We start from the raw sequence: 19,213 nt of genomic DNA on the forward strand, positions 1-19,213 counted from the left end.
GTCAAGCAAGGGCAGGCGCCCACCGGCACCATTTATGGCATGCATCGGCAAGTGCCGCATGCGCCGGGTACGGCACTCCGGCAACATTATCGTCACCTGTGCCGCCACCTGTGCCGCATTGCGCCATAACGCCTCTGGCTTAGAGCCATCTTTTGTAGTAGAAGGATGAAGGCCGTATCATATTGTTCGGGCAGAGCTTCTCTTCAGACAACGCCACTTGGCGGCAATGTCTCTTGGCGGGCAGTTCCTTTTGACGAGCGCTTCGCCTTGCGGACAGCACTTCTTTTCGGGCAGAAGCCGCTGGCCAACCCGGCGGCAGTATTTCTTCATACGACAGCACGCGACAGGAACACCACCATGCACGATTCCGTCTTTTCCTTCTATCTCCGCAATCACCGCGTCAACGGATACACGGAACCGGGGCTGGCCATGTTCTACGGCGAACAACTGCTCAAGGGACTCGAAGCCCTGCCGCCGGAAACAGGCCAGAAACGCATTGCGCTGGCAGCCGGATTGCTGCGGCAGGCCCTGCTGCTCAATCCCTTTGACAAGGTCTTACGCGGTGTCGTGAACCAGCTTGCCAATCCGGCCCCCGCCTCTGAAATTTATACGGCATGGCTCGGTGCCTGCAACAAGGTGCTGGACGGCACGAACGACGTGTTCGTGGGCGAAGCACTCGAGCAGGCCGAAGAATGGAAGCGGGACGAGACCCTGCTTCGCAATACGGCCCTCAATCACGAATCCCTCTGTCTGCGTCATGCGTGTCTGGTCAAGCTGTGGGAACTCGGCAATCTGCCCTATTTCACAGATGCCGCCTGCGCCATCGCATCCTCCGAGGCAGGCCCGCTCATCAGCGGATTTTACGCCTTTGCGGCACTTGCCGCAGGTGAACCTGCCCTGTGCGAAGGGCTGCTTTCCCGTGCGCTCATCAATCCGCTCACCCTGAATCTGAAGGCGGAACGTGCCGCATCCGCAGGAGATACGGTCACTGCGCGCAGCCTGCTGCTCCGCTCGCTTGACGCCCTGCCCGTGCAGACCCATCTGCTGCTGCGCCTGCATGAACTGCAAGCCGCCCCGCAGCCCGCATCGCTGGATGCCCTTGCATCCGACAAGCGGGTCAGCGTTCTGTTCTACACATGGAACAAACTCGATGTGACCATGGATACCCTGCGCAGCCTGCTGGAATCCGACATCGGCAACGCGCACATCGCCCTGCTCAACAACGGCTCCACAGCCTTCACGCAGGACGACTTTGCCGCAGCGGTTGCCGGCGTGGCCCAGGGCAGAGAGGTGGAGGTTGTCCAGCTGCCCGTGAACATAGGTGCACCCGCCGCCCGCAACTGGCTGTGGCAGATGGAATCATCGCGCGCATCAGACTATACCGCATTTCTTGATGACGACGTGTATCTGCCGAAGAACTGGCTGCGCTGCTTCCTGCAGGATGCCGCCGAATTTCCCGAAGCAACAGTCATAGGCCCGCGTGTGGTGAACCCCGGTACCATTCCCACCATCCAGTACGTTGCCCGCTTCTTTTCACAGACGGCGAACAACATGATCAGGTTCACCAACAACGCCCCGCTGTTCATGGACATGCAGCAATACACATACCGGCGGCCATGCCTCTCCGTCATGGGCTGCTGCCATCTGTTCAACCGCAGTGCCTGCGAAAGCCTGAACGTGCCGGGCTTTGACGTGCGCTTCACCCCTTCTCAGGTGGATGATCTGGAACACGACATTCAGGTGTGGCTTTCCGGCGGAACCGTGCTATACGACGGACGCGTCTGCGTGGTGCACCGGCAGGATGCCGGACGGGCCGCCCCGCGCACCGAAGCAGGCTGGGGCCATGTGTGGGGCAACCACATGAAGATGGAAATGAAAATATCCGGTGAAAGCCTTGCGCAGGTAGACAGACAGGTGCAGGCGCTGGACGATGCTTTTTTCAGACAATGCGTGCATGAGGCGCTGCCCGAACTTACGCCGCGCACCAAGACCTTTTTCGCCCAGTGCGGGCTGCTCGGCTAGCGGATTCCTTCATTAAAGACAAAAGGCCGACGCCCCTGCGCGCCGGCCTTTTTCAGTTCGGAACCCCCTCATCAGTTCCGCAACTGGTGCATCAATTTGTTCAAATTCTCTGCCATGCTCGCCAGACGGCGCACTGTTCCGCCGGACTGATTCATACCTTCGGCGGTGCTGTCGGCCACGCGGTTCACTTCTTCCACGGCTCGGGCAATCTGGGTTGTGGCAACGGCCTGCTGCTGCGTGGCGGCAGCAATGGCCCGCACCCGCTCGGCCGATTCCTCGGCAAACTCCAGAATCGCAGACAGCGCCTCGCCGGAGCGGGAAGAGAGCTGTGTTGCCGATTCCACGGCTTGCATCGCCTCGTCCATGCCGTGTATATTGCGATTGGAAGAAGCCTGTATGGCGGCAATGCGTTCTTCCACTTCGCGGGTGGCCTGCATGGTCTTTTCCGCCAGCTTGCGCACCTCGTCCGCCACCACGGCGAACCCGCGTCCGGCGTCACCTGCCCGCGCAGCCTCGATTGCGGCATTCAGCGCGAGCAGGTTGGTCTGATCGGCAATCTCGTTGATCACCGTTATGACATCACCTACGGCACGGGCATCCGTCCCCAGGGCATGCATGTCCTGTCGTAGGCGAGACGCGATATCGTGGACCGCGTTCATGGATGAACTGGCCTGACGAACCACGTCCGCGCCGTTGCGCGCCCGTTCGGAAGTGCCCTGTGTCGCCTCGGAGGCATCTCCCGCACTACGCGTAATTTCGCCCACTGATGCATTCATCTGCGTTACCGCTGCAGCGGTTTCCGCCAGCCTGTCACGCTGTACGGAGGCACCCTTGGTCACCTGTGCAACCTGAGAAGAAAGATCTGCAGAAGCCTTGGCAAGGTCGTCGGCAACGCCTCTGGCATCAGTCGCCACCAAAAGAATCCTGTCCAGAAGAATGCGTACACGCTCGGCGCTGACGTCGGCCTCGGCCTTGGCAGCCCGCGCTTCTTCTGCCAGAGCACGTGCTTCGCGCTCGCTGGCGTTGGCTGCGTCCATCCGTTCCACGATACAGCGCACCATTTCAGCCACGTCCCTGCCGAGCAGAGCAAATTCACCCTGCAAACCTTCCGGCGGACGCGTAGCAAGCCGCCCTGCGGCAATACCCGAAGAATAGCCCTGCAACGAGCGCATGGAGCGGGTGATATCCCGTATGACAAACAGCGTGAACAGCGCGGTCAGCAGGGCCAGCGCCACTTCCGTACCGGCAATGAGCATGTTTATACGCATGCTGGTGGCATGGTACTCTTTAACCGCCGTGGCCCGGAATTCGGTCACCTGCGGTTCCAGCGCACGCCCTGCCTGAATAAGCGCATCAGACTCCTGCCTTGTCTGCGCATCCAGCGCAAGGAACGCAGCCTGATAGTCGTCTATCTTGCGCAGCAGCGCATCGCCCGCCCTTCTGTGACCGGGAAAAATTTCGCACAGGCCGTTAACATTTGCACGGGCATCCTCAAGGTGTTTGGCCACCTGACTGATGTATTTATCGCCCCCGCGCAGGACGTAGTTCTTCTCCTGCCGTCGGGCCTGCAGCACATCAAGATGTGCCTGGGAGGCCATTTCCTCCATCCGTACAAGCCGGCCTTTTGCCAGCTCGCCATACCATCCCGCACAAAAAATTCCCAGGTATCCGGCCAGACACACAGCAAGCAGCAGATACAACTTTCGTTTCATCGTCATGGTAGTGGCCCTCCCTCAAGTACAGACCCGCCACTACCAAAGCACACATCGTGCCGGAATCTTACAACACAGAGGACATCCCTCAACAGTCTGAAACAACTTGATTTAACAGCCTAAACAACGAACAGGCCGCCCTGCTTGCAGCGGGGCGGCCTGTTCGTTTGCTTTACGGTTCGTTAAGTTTACGAACGGGGTTTCACCAGCCGTTCGTCTTGCGCACGTAGATCTCAAAGTCGTCGGCAGGCACCGGACGGGAATAGAAGAAGCCCTGCACTTCAGGGCAACCGTATTCGCGCAGGCGGTCAAGCTGCTCCTGCGTTTCCACCCCTTCAGCCACAACCTGCAGAGACAGGTTCTTGGCCATGCTGATAACGGTGGAAACTATGTTGGCATCGTTCTCATCGTTGAGAATGTCTTCCACAAAAGAGCGGTCAATCTTCAGCGTGTTGATATGGAAGGTCTTGAGATAATACAGGGATGAGTGGCCGGTGCCGAAATCGTCGATGGCGGTCAGAATGCCTCTTCCCGCCAGCCGCTCAAGCAGGGATACGGTCTGACCGAGATCACTCATCATGGTGGATTCGGTGATTTCCAGTTCCAGCAGCTCCGGGTCTATGCCGGACTCATCCAGCGCGTTGAAGACCATATCCACGAGATTTGCGCGGAACTGGTGCGCGGAAATATTAACGGAAACGCGCAGTCCGTCCATGCCTGCACTATGCCAGATACGGGTCTGCCTGCAGGCTTCGCGCAGCACGCGCTCGCCAAGCTGCACGATAAGGCCGGTTTCTTCCGCTACGGGAATAAACTCGCCGGGATTACCCACAGTGCCGTCTGCCTTGTGCCAGCGTACCAGAGCTTCCATACCCACAACCCGGCCGGTTCTGATATCCACGCGGGGCTGGTAGTAGGGAATAAATTCGTTGTTCTCAAGCCCCTTGCGGATATCCTTTTCTATGGCAAGACGCTTGGTAACCTGTTCCACCATGGCAATATCAAACCGCTGCCAGCTCGACCGTTCACGGGCTTTCGCACGGTACATGGCGATGTCGGCGTTCTTGATCAGGGTATCGGGGTCCGCGCCGTCCTTGGGATAACAGGTCACCCCTATGCTGGTGCTCAGGTACAGCTCATGCTCACTTATCATGAAAGGATTGCGGAAGGCATTGAGCACGGTTTCCGCCCAGTGCCCCGCCTCTGTCTCGTCCATGATGTGAGGCAGCAGTACCACATATTCGTCACCACCGAGACGGGCGACCATACCGCGTTCTCCCGTAAGAGCGAGCAGGCGCTCGGCAGTCTCGGTAAGCAGCCTGTCGCCCACCTTGTGGCCAAGGCTGTCGTTGACGGTCTTGAAATTGTCGAGATCGAGGAAAAGGACGGCGAACTGCAGATTGGTTTCTGCATACCGTGCTATCAGTGCGGCTATTTCCTGCTTGATCTTGAGGCGGTTGGGCAGTCCGGTCAGTTCGTCATGATGCGCCTGATAGGTTATCTGGGCTTCCTTGCGTTTCAGTTCGGTAATGTCGTGGAAGGTGCCGACCTCGCCGGAGCGCGCCCCGTCCCGGTCGAAAAAGAAGCTCTTGTAGAGAACAAAATTATGCAGGGACCCGTCCGGCGCGGAAAGCTCCATCAGGCAGTTGGTCAGCATACCGTCCTGACTGTTGATCTCCGACATCCGGCAGGCGACCTCATCCGGCAGCAGCCGGTGGGAGGACTGGCCTACCACATCTTCCTGCCGCACGCCCAGCATGTCGCTGAACACCTTGTTGCAGCCGAGGTAGAGGCCGTTGAGATCCTTGTAGAAAATGGGATTGGGGATGGATTCAATAAGCGTTTCGAGGAACTGGTTCTTCTCCTGCAGCAGGGCCTGCACTTCCAGCAGACGGGCATTGGCGTTGCGCAGTTCGCTGGTGCGCATGGAAACTTCCTGCTCAAGCCTGTCCTGATAGCGGTTGCGCTCTTCAAGCAGGCGGGCACGCTCCAGCGCCTTGCCCACGGCGTGCTCAAGCACCAGCATATCCGTAATGGGCTTGGTAACAAAATCCCACGCGCCTATGCGCAGGGCTTCCACCGCTTCTTCAAGCACCCCCACACCGGAAACCACGATAACGGGAACGGCAGGGGCCTCTACCTTCATGCGACGGACAACTTCCATGCCGTCCATAACGGGCATGCGCAGGTCCACCAGCACAAGGTCGGGCTGCCTGGCGCGAAATACTTCCAGACCAAGCGCTCCGTTTTCAGCCTGACATACCTCAAATCCGCTATCTTCCAGATAGGCAACGATATTCTCGCGAACCGTCAGGTCGTCATCAATCGTCAAGATTAGTGCGGGAGCGTCCTGCATGTATGTCCTATCCCTTTATTTGACCAATCATACCGGCTAATCCAACCGTCACAAAGCATGCCAAGAGATCAACGTTTTTGCCAGTAAAATATTGGAATTCCCTTTCAAGACTTCTGGACGTGACCCTGCATGCCGATATATGCTACAATTCCCGATCCCCGTAAGATGTCAACGATAATCCATCACCACAACACAATCAGGATAGAGTCATGGCATTCGGCATTCTCAAGAAGCAGCTCGGCTTACAGAAGCAACTGGATGAATTTCTCAACCAGGTCAGCGAAGCGTCGCTGCTGCTTCGTCAGGGCGTGGATCTGTATCTTTCCGAACGTGAAGAAGCGTTTGATGAAAAGCTTGAACAGATCACTCATATTGAACATCGCGGCGATGAAATGCGACGCGACATCGAAAAGAAGCTTTACATCAAAACGCTCATCCCCGAATCGCGCGGCGACGTGCTGCAGCTTCTGGAGCGCCTTGATACCCTGCTCGACAGCTGCAAGGCCATGCTCTGGCAGTTCAAGATAGAACTTCCCGATTTTCCGGAAGAAGCCCATGGAGAACTGCGCGACCTGACCTCGCACTCCGCGGAATCGGTCGAGGCCATCGTACGCTCCACGCGCGCGTTTTTGCGCACCAGTCCGGAATTCGCCGACCACATCCACAAGGTATCCTACTGGGAAACGGAGTCGGACAAGGTTTCCACCCGCATGCTGATGGCCATATTCCGCCGCGACGACCTGAGCCTGTGCCACAAAGCACAGCTCAAGGATTTTGTCCGCCGCATTTCCAAGATTGCGGACAGGGCTGAGGACGTGGCAGACCGTCTGAGCATCTACGCCATCAAACGCATGTTGTAACGGAAGCCCGACATGCTGCCCATTTTTCTCTCCAGCGGCCTGTTTCTGGGCTGGTCTCTCGGCGCAAATGACGCTTCGAACGTCTTCGGCACCGCCGTTGCGTCGCGCATGGTCAAGTTCAAAACCGCCGCTATCATCTGCTCTGTCTTCGTCATCATCGGCGCAGTGTTCGGCGGTGCCGGGGCCTCGCACACGCTGGGCAAACTGGGGGCGGTAAATGCGCTGGCCGGGGCCTTCATGGTTGCCCTTTCCGCTGCGCTCACGGTGTATCTCATGACCGTGGCCCGCTATCCGGTGTCCACCTCGCAGGCCATAGTCGGTGCCATCATAGGCTGGAACCTGTTCACCGGCGCCATAACCGATCCCTCGTCACTCACCAAGATCATGATGACGTGGGTGGCCTGCCCTCTGCTTTCCGCCCTTTTTGCCGTGAGCATGTACATTCCCATAGCCTATGCCATCAAACGGCTGCCCCTGCACATCCTCACGCTGGATACCATGACGCGCTGGGGACTCATCCTTGCCGGGGCCTTCGGATCGTATGCGCTGGGTGCCAACAACATTGCAAACGTCATGGGTGTGTTTGTGCCTGTTGCGCCCTTTCATGACATAACGCTGTTCAAGACCATCACCTTTTCCCCCGAACAACAGCTGTTCTTTCTGGGGGGCCTTGCCATCGCTGTGGGCGTGTTCACCTACTCCAGACAGGTGATGATGACCGTGGGCGAGGGCATTGTGCGGTTAAGCCCCGTTGCGGCCTTTATCGTGGTTACGGCCCACTCGCTGGTGTTGTTTGTCTTCTCCTCGCAGGAGCTTTCTGACACCCTGCACAGCCTCGGCCTGCCCCGCATTCCCCTTGTGCCGGTTTCCAGCTCGCAGGCAATAGTGGGCGCGGTCATCGGCGTGGGCCTGCTCAAGGGCGGGGGCGGCATCCGCTGGCGCACGCTTGGCGGCATTGCCTCAAGCTGGGTCACCACCCCCATACTCGCCACGGTGCTCTGCTTCGTTTCACTGTTCTTTCTGCAAAACGTGTTCAACCAGCAGACCTACCGGCCTGTTGAATATGAACTGACCCCCATGGTGTGGGACCGCATAACCACCCTGCCGGGGGCGAGCGAAGCCACCCACGAAGCGCTGGATGACATGTGGATAGAGCGCTACCCCAACGCCAAGGCGTTCAGAACCGCTCTGGAGCAACGGCTTGGCCAAAACTCTCCGCTGGTTCCGCTCATCATGGACTACGCCGAGCTCGATTCCTTCCGCGTCACGGCAAAAGGCGTGAACAATGTGGACCACACCTATCTGACCGAAGAAGAAATGGACGCTGTGGAGTCTCTTGTCGGCCAGGCATTCACCCATCGCTGGAGCTTTGTGGAAGTGCTCGAAGAATATTCGGCCGCATGGCGCAAAAAGCCTGATGATCCCGAGTTCAACAAAGAGCGTCAGCGCAAGCTCAAGTATCTTTTTGATATACTGCGAAGCGGCTCTGAATAGACGCTGTCGGCAATCTGCAGCCAGCTTGCAAAACCATACAGGGTCGGACAGGAATTATTCCTTCCGGCCCTTTTCATATTCCCGACCCCCTCTCCGCCCGCATGGCGAGGGCCGGACCTGGCAAACGGAGCGCCGCATCATTCGTGCGGGCAATAGGCCCGTCTTTGTGCGCATACATTTCCATCTTTCTTCAACTGAGCGTTGAATATAGCAACCGCTGTGTGCTATGCTTCTCCCAATCGTCAAAATCCCATGCAACAATCTGAATGCATCGGACAACATACCCGGAGACTGACATGACTGCACAAAAGAACAAGGAATCCCGCGAGTGGCTCATCCCCGAAGAAGGGCAGAAGCACCTTAAAGATATATTCAAGGGACTGAAGGGGGATGTCCACCTTGTAGCGTTCACGTCCGGCGATCAGAAAAACGAGTTCGACACCTACATCCGCCGTTTTGCCGAAGAACTTGCGCTGCTTTCGCCCAAGATACATGCGGAATTTCATACGGTGAAAGACGAAGCCGCCACCAAGTACGATGTGAAGCTCACCCCCACCCTGCTGGTAAACCCCGAGCAGTACCGCATCCGCTTCACCGGAGCCCCCATGGGCGAAGAGGCACGGGCGCTCATAGAGACGGTATTTCTCGTTTCCATGGGACAGAGCGGGCTTTCCGCCGCGTCCAAGCAGTTGCTTGAGGAACTGAAAGAACCCCGCAACCCGCGCGTGTTCACCTCGCCCAGTTGCCCCTATTGCCCCGGCCAGTTCATGAATGCCGTGAAGTGCGCCATTGCCAAGCCTGACCTTGTCTCAGCCGAATGCGTGGATTCCGACGAGTTCCCTGATCTTTCCGCAAAATACAAAGTGGGCTCGGTACCACATACGCAGTATACCGACAGCTTTTCAGGCGTGGGCATGATGCCGGAAGAACGCTTTGTGCTTGAACTGGTCGCGCTGAAAGATGCCGAGCAGGCGCTGAGCGACCGGGGAATGGAGGCAAAGCCGTCCCACGAGCACGGAACAGAGGCAAAGGAATATGACGTTGTCATACTCGGTGCCGGTCCCGCAGGCCTTACTGCAGGCATTTATGCCGAACGATCCGGCCTGAAGAGCATTGTCATAGACAAGTCCATCATCGGCGGGCAGGTAGCCGTCACCCCCAATGTGGAGAACTATCCCGGTTTCAAGAATGTGGGCGGCATGAACCTTGTGGAAGTGCTTACGGCGCATACACGGGAATATTCCAATGTCCGCGAAAACGAGACTGTTGATGAGGTAAAAATCGGCAAACGCATCGAGGTATACACCGCCAAGGGTGTATACAGCGCCAAGGCCCTGATTCTGGCCACCGGAGCCCAGTGGCGCAGCCTGGGGGTGCCGGGAGAAAAGCAGTTCTTCGGCAATGGCGTCTCCTATTGCGCCTCGTGCGACGGTTACGCCTTCAAGGGCAAAAAGGTGCTCATGATCGGCGGCGGCAACAGCGCCCTGACCGATGCGCTGCACCTCAAGAACCTCGGCGTGCAAGTCACCGTGGTGCACCGCCGCGACAACTTCCGTGCGGAACAAGCCCTGCAGGATGCGCTGAACCGTGAAAAGATTCCGGTTATCTGGGATAGCACCGTTGAAGAAATCTACGGTGATGCAGAGCGGATAAAGGGTGTAAAACTGCGCAACCTGAAGACGGGCGAAGACACCCTGCATGAATGCGACGGCGTTTTCGTGGCCATAGGGCATATTGCCAATACGGAACTGGCATCGGATATCGGGGTGCACCTCAATGAAGACGGCACCATCAAGGTGGACCGGGGCATGCGCACCAATATCCCCCGTGTCTACGCTGCGGGCGATGTGACCGGCGGGGTCCGCCAGATCGTCACCGCCGTGGGCGAGGGGGCCACAGCGGCTCTTTCCGCTTTTGAAGACATCCAGAACCCCTACTGGAAAAAGAGAGCATAACGTACCGCTGCGCACGGAGCAAAATGTTCCGTGCGCAGCGGCTAATGATATGCACGCGCAAATCTTTGCGTTTTTTCAACAACAACCTTATGAAATACGGGCTTTGACCGATACGCACGCCAAACGAGTGTGTTGCATCAATACAAAACGACCCCGCGCGTAATGATATACTGGATATAAAAAACCAAAAACACATAATGATAAACATATGAGCACGGTGTCATTCCCGCAACACAGAGCCATACCATCTCTCACAGAAGAATGACCGCCACCTCATCCGGACCCCGGCCAATGGTCTCCATACTGCCCGGAACACGGAATACAACAACCCACAGCACAGACTTATATCCCCCTGCAAAATCCGGAATCGGGCGAATGAGGCCCGAAACCGACAAGAGAGAGATTACCATGTTAAAGAACCTCAAGTTGTCAGCAAAGATCGGCGGGGGCTACAGTCTTCTCGTCCTCATCACCTGCATCCTCGGCATCGTCGGTATCACCAGCATGTGGCGGGTGGAGGACAAGGCCAAGCTCATGGCACACGCCTATGTTCCGGAAGTGGTGATAATCAATGAGCTGGAACGCAACGTGCTGCTCACCATGTATTCCATGCGGGGCTATTCACTTTCCGATAACCCCGTATATCTTAAAGAGGGGCAGGACTACCTGACAAAGGTCAGAGAAGGTATTCGCAAGGCGGAGAATCTGATCACCGAACAACCGGCGCTGAGCAAACTCCGTGACGGGCTTGGAAAACTCAAAGCCAACATGGATACCTATGAAAACCTCATGAATGAGACCGAGCAGGCCAGCACCGGCATTCTTGACGCCCGCAAGGATATGGACAAGGAAGCAGGCATCTTCTCGGCCAAGATGGACGCCCTTCTCGGGGGGCAGCAGAGCAAGCTCACACAGGAAATAGCCTTTGGCGCATCACAAGACGCTCTAACAGAGCGCCACAAGAAAATCACGATTTACACCGCCATTTCCGATACGCTCTACCAGACGCGCATTCTGGCATTCAAGGCCTTCGCGGCACGCAACTCGAAGCAGTTTGAACTGGCACGCGCCAACTTTCAGGGGCTGGGCGATCTTTTTGAAGAGCTTCTTCCCCTCACCCATATTCCTGCTGACGTGGAGCATCTGAAGGAAGCCAGAGCGGCTGCTGGAAACTATCAGAATGCTGTGCTCAAAGTTGCGGATAACATCCGCAAGCTTGAGGAAATAAACGTCATTCGCTCTCAAACGGCCGACAAGGTCGTGGCTGCATCAGCTGCCATTTCGCAAGCAGGCCTCAGCCAGACGGAAACCATCGCAGTAGATGCCGACGAAAGCCTCGGCGTTGCCGCCAGCATCCTGCTTTGGGGTCTGGGCCTTGCGGTTGCGCTTGCCATCGGCATCGCCCTGCCGCTCACCCGCAGCATTACTGCCCCCCTCGGCCGCGTTGTGGGATTTGCCGAAGCAGTGGCAAAGGGCAACCTCAACGCTGCGCTCTCCGAACATCGCGGTGACGAGCTCGGCAAGCTGGCCGACGCCATCCGCAGCATGGTGGCCAGCCTCAAGGAACGTATAGAAGAAGCCGCACACAAATCAGAAGCAGCCGATGCAGCCGCCCGCGAAGCGCAGGAAGCCATGCGCACGGCCGAAGCAGCAGGCAAAAAGGCAGAGGCGGGCCGCGCCTCCATTCTGCAGGCAGCCGAACAGCTGCAGCAGGTGGTGGAAGTCGTCACCTCTGCATCCGAAGAACTTTCCGCCCAGATCGACCAGTCGAGCAAGGGCGCCGACATTCAGACCCAGCGCGCCGGAGAAGCCGCCACAGCCATGGAGCAGATGACCGCCTCGGTCATAGAAGTGGCCAGCAACGCGGCAGCCGCCTCCCAGTCTGCGGAAACAACCCGGCTCAAGGCTCAGGCAGGATCGGGCGTTGTGCAGCAGGCCGTACGAGAAATCAATCAGGTTCAGCAGCAGTCCACCATCGTGAAAAACGATATGACCCAGCTTGATAAACAGGCAGAAAGCATCGGCCAGATCATGAACGTCATTTCCGACATTGCAGACCAGACCAACCTGCTGGCACTGAACGCCGCCATTGAAGCCGCACGTGCCGGCGAAGCAGGGCGCGGTTTTGCCGTGGTTGCCGACGAAGTGCGCAAACTTGCGGAAAAGACCATGACCGCCACCAAGGAAGTTGGCGACGCCATCAAGGGTATTCAGAGCGGCACCCGCCAGACGGCAGCCAATCTGGACCTTACCGTGAAGACGATCGGAGAAGCCACACGACTGGCCACGGAATCAGGCCACTCGCTTGATGAAATCCTCCACCTTGTGGAAGATGTCGCCAGCCAGGTGCAGACCATCGCCACGGCGGCGGAAGAACAGTCCGCAGCCAGTGAACAGATCAGCCATTCCGTGGAAGAGGTAAACACCATTTCCTCTGAAACCTCGCAGGCCATGAATCAGGCCTCCGAAGCCGTGGCAGAGCTGGCCAATCAGGCGCAGCGGCTCAAGGAACTCATAGATAACATGCTCGCAGGCGGCAGATAGCCTTGCAGAAACTGCGGGAACAAACGCGTCTCCCGCAGATGCTCAAAAAACAGGGGCGGAGGATTAACACCTCCGCCCTTCAGGGTAATGACAAACCCTCGTTTTCAGTAAAACCGTATTCCCGTTAAGCCGGAACCGAGGCCCAAAAACGGATTTTCATCGCTTATACGAGGTGCAGGAACGTTAGGTTCCTGCCCGGCGGAGCCAAAAAATATCAGAAATGACTTTGTCAGCAGTCTGAAGGGCGGGGGATCATCCTCCGCCCTTTTCCGTATTACAAGCGCCGGCTGTGCGGAACAACAAACAGCATCATGCATGCTCTGAAGTCCGGCTTCGGTGCATAAGCGCCTACAGCCATTTGTTCTTTCTGAAATAATACAGCATCACTCCGCCCACAGCGAGCATAATGACAAGCGCGGCAGGATACCCGTAACGCCAGTCCAGCTCCGGCATATACCGGAAGTTCATGCCATACAGTCCTGCAATAAAGGTCAGGGGAATGAATATGGTGGCAATGACCGTAAGAAATTTCATCACATTGTTCATGCGCATGCCCGCAAGGGAAATCTGCAGATCAAGCAGGCCGGACAGCAGGTCGTGCAGGGCCTGCACGGCTTCCACCACCTGATCGGCGTGTCCCTTCACGTCTCCGAAGAAGGGCTCCACATCCTCGCTTATCTCCACTTCCTCGTTACGGTGCAGCGCGCTCAGGGCCTGCTGGGCAGGCAGCAGGGCATTGCGCAGGGCAACCACAATCCGCTTCAACGCGTAGATGCGCATGAGCGTCTCTTCATCCGCTCCATCCTCGCCAAGGCTTTCTTCCAGCGCCTCAACATCGGCCCCTATGGTACTTATGACGCCAAAATACCCATCCACCAGCACATCCAGCATGGCAATGGCCAGATACATGGAGCCGAACTTGCGAATGCGCCCCTTTCCCTTGCGCAGGCGGTTCAGAAGTCCTTCCCATATGCTGTCCCGTTCTTCCAGAAAGCCGATCACCACCCCTTCACGGCAGACAATGGACACGTGCCGCTCTCTGAGGCGTACGGCATTCCTGTCGTATTCTATATGGCGCAGGGAAATGACCACATGGTCGTCATATTCGTCCATGCTGGGCCGGTGCCCAGTGTTGAGGACATCTTCCACGGCCAGAGGGTGCATGCCGTAGCGCTCTGCCAGCGCCTGCACCTGTTCGGCCTCATGCAGGCCGGACATGAGCAGCAGTCTGTCCATGCCTTCTGCCTGCGCGGGCAGCTCAAAGGGATACGGCAGCACCTGTTCCACCATGGCATCTGCGGAATAATCCACGCACAGCAGAGAAGGAGCAAAGTCCTTATCTGTTCCGGAATATATGGCCGTGCCCGGAGCCTCACCCCGTTTCATGGAATTATGGCGCACCGATTCAAACATGGAATACATCCCTCTTACAGGTCTTGCTGACGGGTGCATTCCCGTCCGCTTCTCCGACATCCGAAACCTCTCCGGCAATACCGGGCAGGACAGCGCTGCCGGCCCCTCCGCTCTGCTTTTCGGCCAGTATCACACATTGCGAAGAACGGCCGTCCACCTTGAGAAGCAGCGGATCATCCAGCTGCACACGCGAAATAGAGGTTCCCCGGGATACTTCGGGCAGGCTGCCGAGCCACGCCCAGTCCAGAGTTTCCTCGCCCTTGCCTTCCACCATGATATAATTGATGCCCAGTGTAGTGATATTGTGGAAGAAATGCGAGCCCTGAGAAGGTTCCACCTTCAGCGTCTCCGTTGAGGTTTCAATCATGGCCCCGACCCCGCATATATCCTGCCACCCCACGGGAATGCCGAGCCATGCATCCGCAGACCCCCAGCGCCCGAAGCCGATGAGCAGATAGGGACGGCCTTCGTCCTGCAGCACACGGTTCATCTGCCCTATCTCCTGTGCTATGTCACGCGTATGCGCCGCATCAAAGGCATCCGGCCTGACGAACACTATATCGCGGATATCCCTGCGCTCCGCGTTGCCCAAGGCGTTGCGGGAGTAGCAGAAGGCACGTTGGCGCTCCTCATCCGTCACTGTGACCTTGCGCACTTCCGCCCTTGCGCTCATGGGGCGCAACTGCAGCAAGGCAAAGCGCCCCCTCGGGTAGCCTGTTTCCTCCTGCTTTCTGCGCTGCGCTTCACTCACAGGCAGGTCCACGGCAAATTCCACCTCCACCGGCCCGCCCATGGCCTGCTCCGCCATGGAAAGAACATCGCGCAGTATGCCTGGCAGGGGGAAGGAGTCATGCCGCAGCACCTGCGAGAACAGCAGCACCTTTGCACCGGGGGCAGAGGCCGTATCCCGCAGCACGCCTTCTCGCGGGTCATAGGAACTTGCCACAATCGAGATAGGCCCGTCCGGTTCCGCCTCATACACCTCGCGCAGGACCACACGGTCCGGGGAATCCGGAACACCCGCGCCTGCGACAGATACCGGCGCAGCTCCGGAAGCTGCCACCGCCGATGGTCCTGCAGCCGGTCCCGTATCCGCCGGTTCCCATGCTGCGGATGCGCCTCCCATATACAGACTGTAGAAACCGGTCTGCGAGTTGCGCATCATGTCCGCATCCTTGGCGAACTGCGGCAGCAACTGGGGATGTTTGGGGGAGAACCGCAAAATCTGGCCGCCATCCATGACCATTTTTCCCAGCCCCATGGCAATGGATGCCACGCCGTCGTCTGTGTCCATCCGGCCGAAGGGGTAATAGTTGTGCGACTGGGCCACACCGGAAATGGCCGGATAGAAATATTCGCCGTACTGCTGCCCCACCACCTCCTGAATCACGACGCCCATTTTCTCTTCGTCGGTTCTGAGCTTCACACGCCGCGAAAAAGCCTTGGGTGCCTGATAGTAGGTGGATGCAAAAACCAGCCGTATGGCCCGCAGGGTCTGGCGCAGCCGTTCCTGCGGGTCGGGATGATTGTTGGGCAGCATGAACGTGGCATACAGCCCCGCATAGGCCTGATACTGGGCGTCTTCCAGCAGGCTGGAGGACCGGATGGTGATGGGGTAGTTCACCTCGCGCAGATACAGCCGCACGTGGTGTTCCAGCCAGCCGGGCATCTTGCCAGCAAGAAACAGGCGGGCAACCTCGGCGTCCGGCACATCGGTCTTGGCAAGGTATTTCAGGTTGTTGTTGCGTATAAAGGCTTCAAAGCCATCCACCCCCACGGCCAGTGTGCGCGGCGGAGAAATTTGCACATCATGATACTTTTCCTGCAGCCAGCCATTCTGCGTGAGCAGGCGGAAGAGAAAGGCCAGCCCGCGGGATTTGCCGCCCAGCGAGCCCTTGCCCATCTTGAGAAAATCCGTTCCCGGATCAAAGTCTGCCGCGTGGAAGGAAACCACAACCCCGCGCTGCCTGTCGCGGATGCGGTCGCGGATAAGGGTGAGCAAAAAATCCCGCTGCGTCAGCGCATCGGTAAAGTCCGCATTGGTCAGCGGACGCATGGCGCACGCCAGCTCGAACTCGTTACGCGCAAAAAACCAGCGGGAAAAATCGTTGCGGCTGCAGTGGGCGAGAAACACATCATCGGGGATGGTTCTGAGCATCTTTTCCACACCGTACATGCTGGTGGCGCGGCCAATCTCACCGCCTTCGGCATCACGGAAGACAAAGTCACCGAACCCGAGCTGCTCGGATACAAAGCGCCGCACCTCGGCAAGCAGAAAGGGGGAATTCTTGTCCACGAAAAAGGCAGGAACTTCAGCAGCCCGTGCCGCGTTTACTGATTCCGAGCTGGTGAGCAGCAGCGGTATGTCCGCTCTCTCGGTCCGTATCTGCTTCAGCAGTTGCACTCCGGCATCGGCCACCACGGTGCCATCCATGGGAAATCGCACGTCGGAAATGACACCCAGCACGTAGTGCTCATACTTTCTGAAATACTCCATGGCCCTTTCATAATTGTCCGCCACCAGAATCTTGGGACGGGCGCGCATGGCCAGCAGACGGTGTTCCTGATTGAGCCCCTCGTGAATAACCTGCTGCGCCTGCAGAACAAGCTCTCTGTACAGAATGGGCAGCAGCGAGGATATGTAGTCCGGCGAATCTTCCACCACGATGATGACGCGCACCCCTGCAAATTCGGTATCGCGTTCGGCATTGCGCCGGTCTTCGGAGAGTTTGACGATGGCAAGCAGCAGGTCGGCGTTGCCGGTCCAGACAAAGGATCTGTCCACCCCGTATTCGCGGTATTCTGCCGGATTCTCTATACGCTGGTGCGTGAGCATGACCACCGGCAGGTCCGGATGCGGTTCCTTCACCGCCTTTTTCAGGGAATGCAGGTCTTCTTCGGTAAAATTGGACATGAGGATAAGCATGTCGCAGGCATGCATATCCAGCTGCTCAGGCACCTCGGCAAAAGAAGACACCCATGTAAGGCTGGGGGGCTGGCTCAGGTTGAGCCCGCGATATTCGCTGACAAGTCGCTCGGAAAGTTTGCAGTCTTCTTCCATCACCCACGCATCATACGGCGTGGAGACAAGCAGGATGTTGCGCACCTTGCTCGCCATGAGTTCCTTGTACTGGGCAAACCTGCTCTCGGTGCCGCTGCGGTGGACATAACAGAATTGCTGCATGGTACCCCTTGTGTCCATCCGCACGGATGGACCGGTCTGTCCGGCCTTCTGCCGGAACCGTACGATCAGGTGCCACAGGAATTCATGTCACATTGCAACAGCTGTTTTCCCGTGTCAGTCCCCTACCCTGCATTCAAGCGTATGCTCGCGCTTGGCGTCATACATGGCCCTGTCTGCCCGAAGATAGGCAGAATCCAGTGTATCAGAAGGCAGCACCGTGGTCAGCCCGCAACTCATCTGAATGCGAAGGGGAACTCCCTTCACTTCCGCCAGCGGCGTCTGTGCGAGCACGGTGTTGAACCTGTGCACAACGTTGTTGGCACTGGCCGCTCCGCCCATGACAAGCAACATGAACTCATCGCCGCCCCAGCGGGCAAGCATGTCGGTTTCCCTGAACACGTTGCCGGCCAACCGTCCTACTTCCTGAAGAATGCGGTCGCCCACGAGATGCCCATAGGTGTCGTTAATGGACTTGAAGTCATTCAGATCCAGAACAGCCAGAGAGAACACTTCTCCGCCGCGGCTCAGCTGTGAAAGCTGTATGTTGAAACGCTGCTCAAGAGCGCGGCGGTTGGGAAGTCCGGTCAGGGAGTCCACAAGCGTAACGGATTCAAGCCGCTTCTGATAGCGGTGCACGGTCATGAGGCTCACCAGCAGAACGGCCAGCGTCACCACGGCCCCCGCCGCAACGGTGCGGATGAAGTTGTCGCGGGCCGAGGCCATGACATCGTACTCCGCCTGCTGCACAATAATATACCAATCGATTTCCGGGATATAGCGCGAGGTAAGATACACCCCGCCATCTGCTCCCCTGAACTCGAAGTCGGCTGGCACCTCTTTGGCGGCCAGAACCCCTGCCGCGACCTCCGGCGATGTCATCTTCGCAAGCGAGACACCCCTGATCAGCGTGATATCGGGGTGCACCTGCACCACGCCCTTGCCGTCCACCATGAACACTGTTTTGCCGTGCAGCCGCTTGTAGTCGCTGAACACCTTGGCAAGAGTGGCCATGCGCAGCCCCACGCCGGTCACACCAATGGTACGAGAGGCTGCGTCACGCACCCGGTAGTTGATGAACACCGTCAGCTCGTTCTCAGCAGCCTCGTTGGTGTCCACATCAAGCCGCATGGTCAGGCCGGAAGCGAGAAAGTCGTAAAACCAGCTGTCGTGGGCGTTATCCGGGTTCACATCCTTGAGCACGTTCCTGAAGTGATAGTACCGGCTGGTTGCCGTTGACACAAAAAACGAGGAGAAAAATCCATACTCCTCGTGAATGCGCTGCAGGTATCTTATGACTCTGGGCGGATCCTGCTCCCCTTCCAGCACCCAGTCCCGCAGAAAGGTATCGTTTGCCATGACCGATGCCACGTGAATGGGCTGCATGAGATCTGCATGAATCTCGGAATATATGGTATCGCGCAGCAGGGGCAGGGAGGAATTGACCAATTCCTCGCGTATGTAACGCTGGGAGACGTTGTAATTCACCACACCAAGTAAGATGAAGCCCGTAAGCATAATCCCGCACAGGGCTGCAACGAGCTTTATTCTGTCAGAAACAAGAGACATCATGACCACCTGAAAAAATATGCAGTACCACTTTCGGCATAGTACACAAAGCCTATGTATAAACCAAGCCCTGCTGGAAGCTCTTTTTCGAAGACTTGCGCAAGAAA

10 protein-coding genes are annotated in these 19,213 nt (G+C 57.6%); 5 read left to right on the plus strand and 5 right to left on the minus strand.

The features are described from left to right. Positions 1 to 267: 267 nt before the first annotated feature. A complete protein-coding gene (locus HUV30_RS00205) occupies positions 268 to 2,022 on the plus strand; it encodes a glycosyltransferase family 2 protein (protein ID WP_174403390.1) in 1,755 nt (584 codons plus the stop codon). Positions 2,023 to 2,093: 71 nt separating this feature from the next. On the opposite strand, the gene HUV30_RS00210 is transcribed toward HUV30_RS00205, so the two are convergent. Beyond that, positions 2,094 to 3,620: a methyl-accepting chemotaxis protein gene (locus HUV30_RS00210; RefSeq protein ID WP_205245180.1), complete on the minus strand. Its 1,527-nt coding sequence runs from the start codon at positions 3,618 to 3,620 to the stop codon at positions 2,094 to 2,096. A 316-nt stretch (positions 3,621 to 3,936) separates the two neighbouring features. Then, entirely contained in the window at positions 3,937 to 6,066 is a 2,130-nt protein-coding gene (locus HUV30_RS00215; protein ID WP_243452018.1) for an EAL domain-containing response regulator, read from the minus strand. A gap of 233 nt (positions 6,067 to 6,299) precedes the next feature. On the opposite strand from HUV30_RS00215, the gene HUV30_RS00220 reads away from it, so the two are divergent. From HUV30_RS00220 to HUV30_RS00235, 4 genes are all read left to right on the plus strand, one after another. Beyond that, a complete protein-coding gene (locus tag HUV30_RS00220) occupies positions 6,300 to 6,950 on the plus strand; it encodes a DUF47 domain-containing protein (protein WP_174403393.1) in 651 nt (216 codons plus the stop codon). A 12-nt stretch (positions 6,951 to 6,962) separates the two neighbouring features. Continuing rightward, positions 6,963 to 8,444, plus strand: a complete 1,482-nt coding sequence (locus tag HUV30_RS00225; protein WP_174403394.1) for an inorganic phosphate transporter — start codon at positions 6,963 to 6,965, stop codon at positions 8,442 to 8,444. Positions 8,445 to 8,740: 296 nt separating this feature from the next. Continuing rightward, entirely contained in the window at positions 8,741 to 10,399 is a 1,659-nt protein-coding gene (locus HUV30_RS00230) for an FAD-dependent oxidoreductase (protein ID WP_243452019.1), read from the plus strand. Positions 10,400 to 10,807: 408 nt separating this feature from the next. Next, entirely contained in the window at positions 10,808 to 12,943 is a 2,136-nt protein-coding gene (locus HUV30_RS00235) for a methyl-accepting chemotaxis protein (RefSeq protein WP_174403396.1), read from the plus strand. A 348-nt stretch (positions 12,944 to 13,291) separates the two neighbouring features. Here the strand turns inward: HUV30_RS00235 and corA are convergent, their stop codons facing one another. From corA to HUV30_RS00250, 3 genes are all read right to left on the minus strand, one after another. Further along, on the minus strand, positions 13,292 to 14,356 hold the full coding sequence (gene corA, locus HUV30_RS00240) for a magnesium/cobalt transporter CorA (RefSeq protein WP_174403397.1): 1,065 nt from the start codon (positions 14,354 to 14,356) through the stop codon (positions 13,292 to 13,294). Further along, positions 14,349 to 17,540 (minus strand): PEP/pyruvate-binding domain-containing protein, encoded by a 3,192-nt coding sequence (locus HUV30_RS00245; RefSeq protein WP_174403398.1) that lies wholly within the window; start codon positions 17,538 to 17,540, stop codon positions 14,349 to 14,351. The genes corA and HUV30_RS00245 overlap by 8 nt, the downstream gene beginning before the upstream one ends. Before the next feature lie 114 nt (positions 17,541 to 17,654). Beyond that, positions 17,655 to 19,109 (minus strand): sensor domain-containing diguanylate cyclase, encoded by a 1,455-nt coding sequence (locus HUV30_RS00250; RefSeq protein WP_174403399.1) that lies wholly within the window; start codon positions 19,107 to 19,109, stop codon positions 17,655 to 17,657. Positions 19,110 to 19,213: the final 104 nt, after the last annotated feature.

Source organism: Desulfovibrio subterraneus (assembly GCF_013340285.1).
In the GTDB taxonomy this organism is placed as follows: Bacteria; Desulfobacterota; Desulfovibrionia; order Desulfovibrionales; family Desulfovibrionaceae; genus Halodesulfovibrio; species Halodesulfovibrio subterraneus.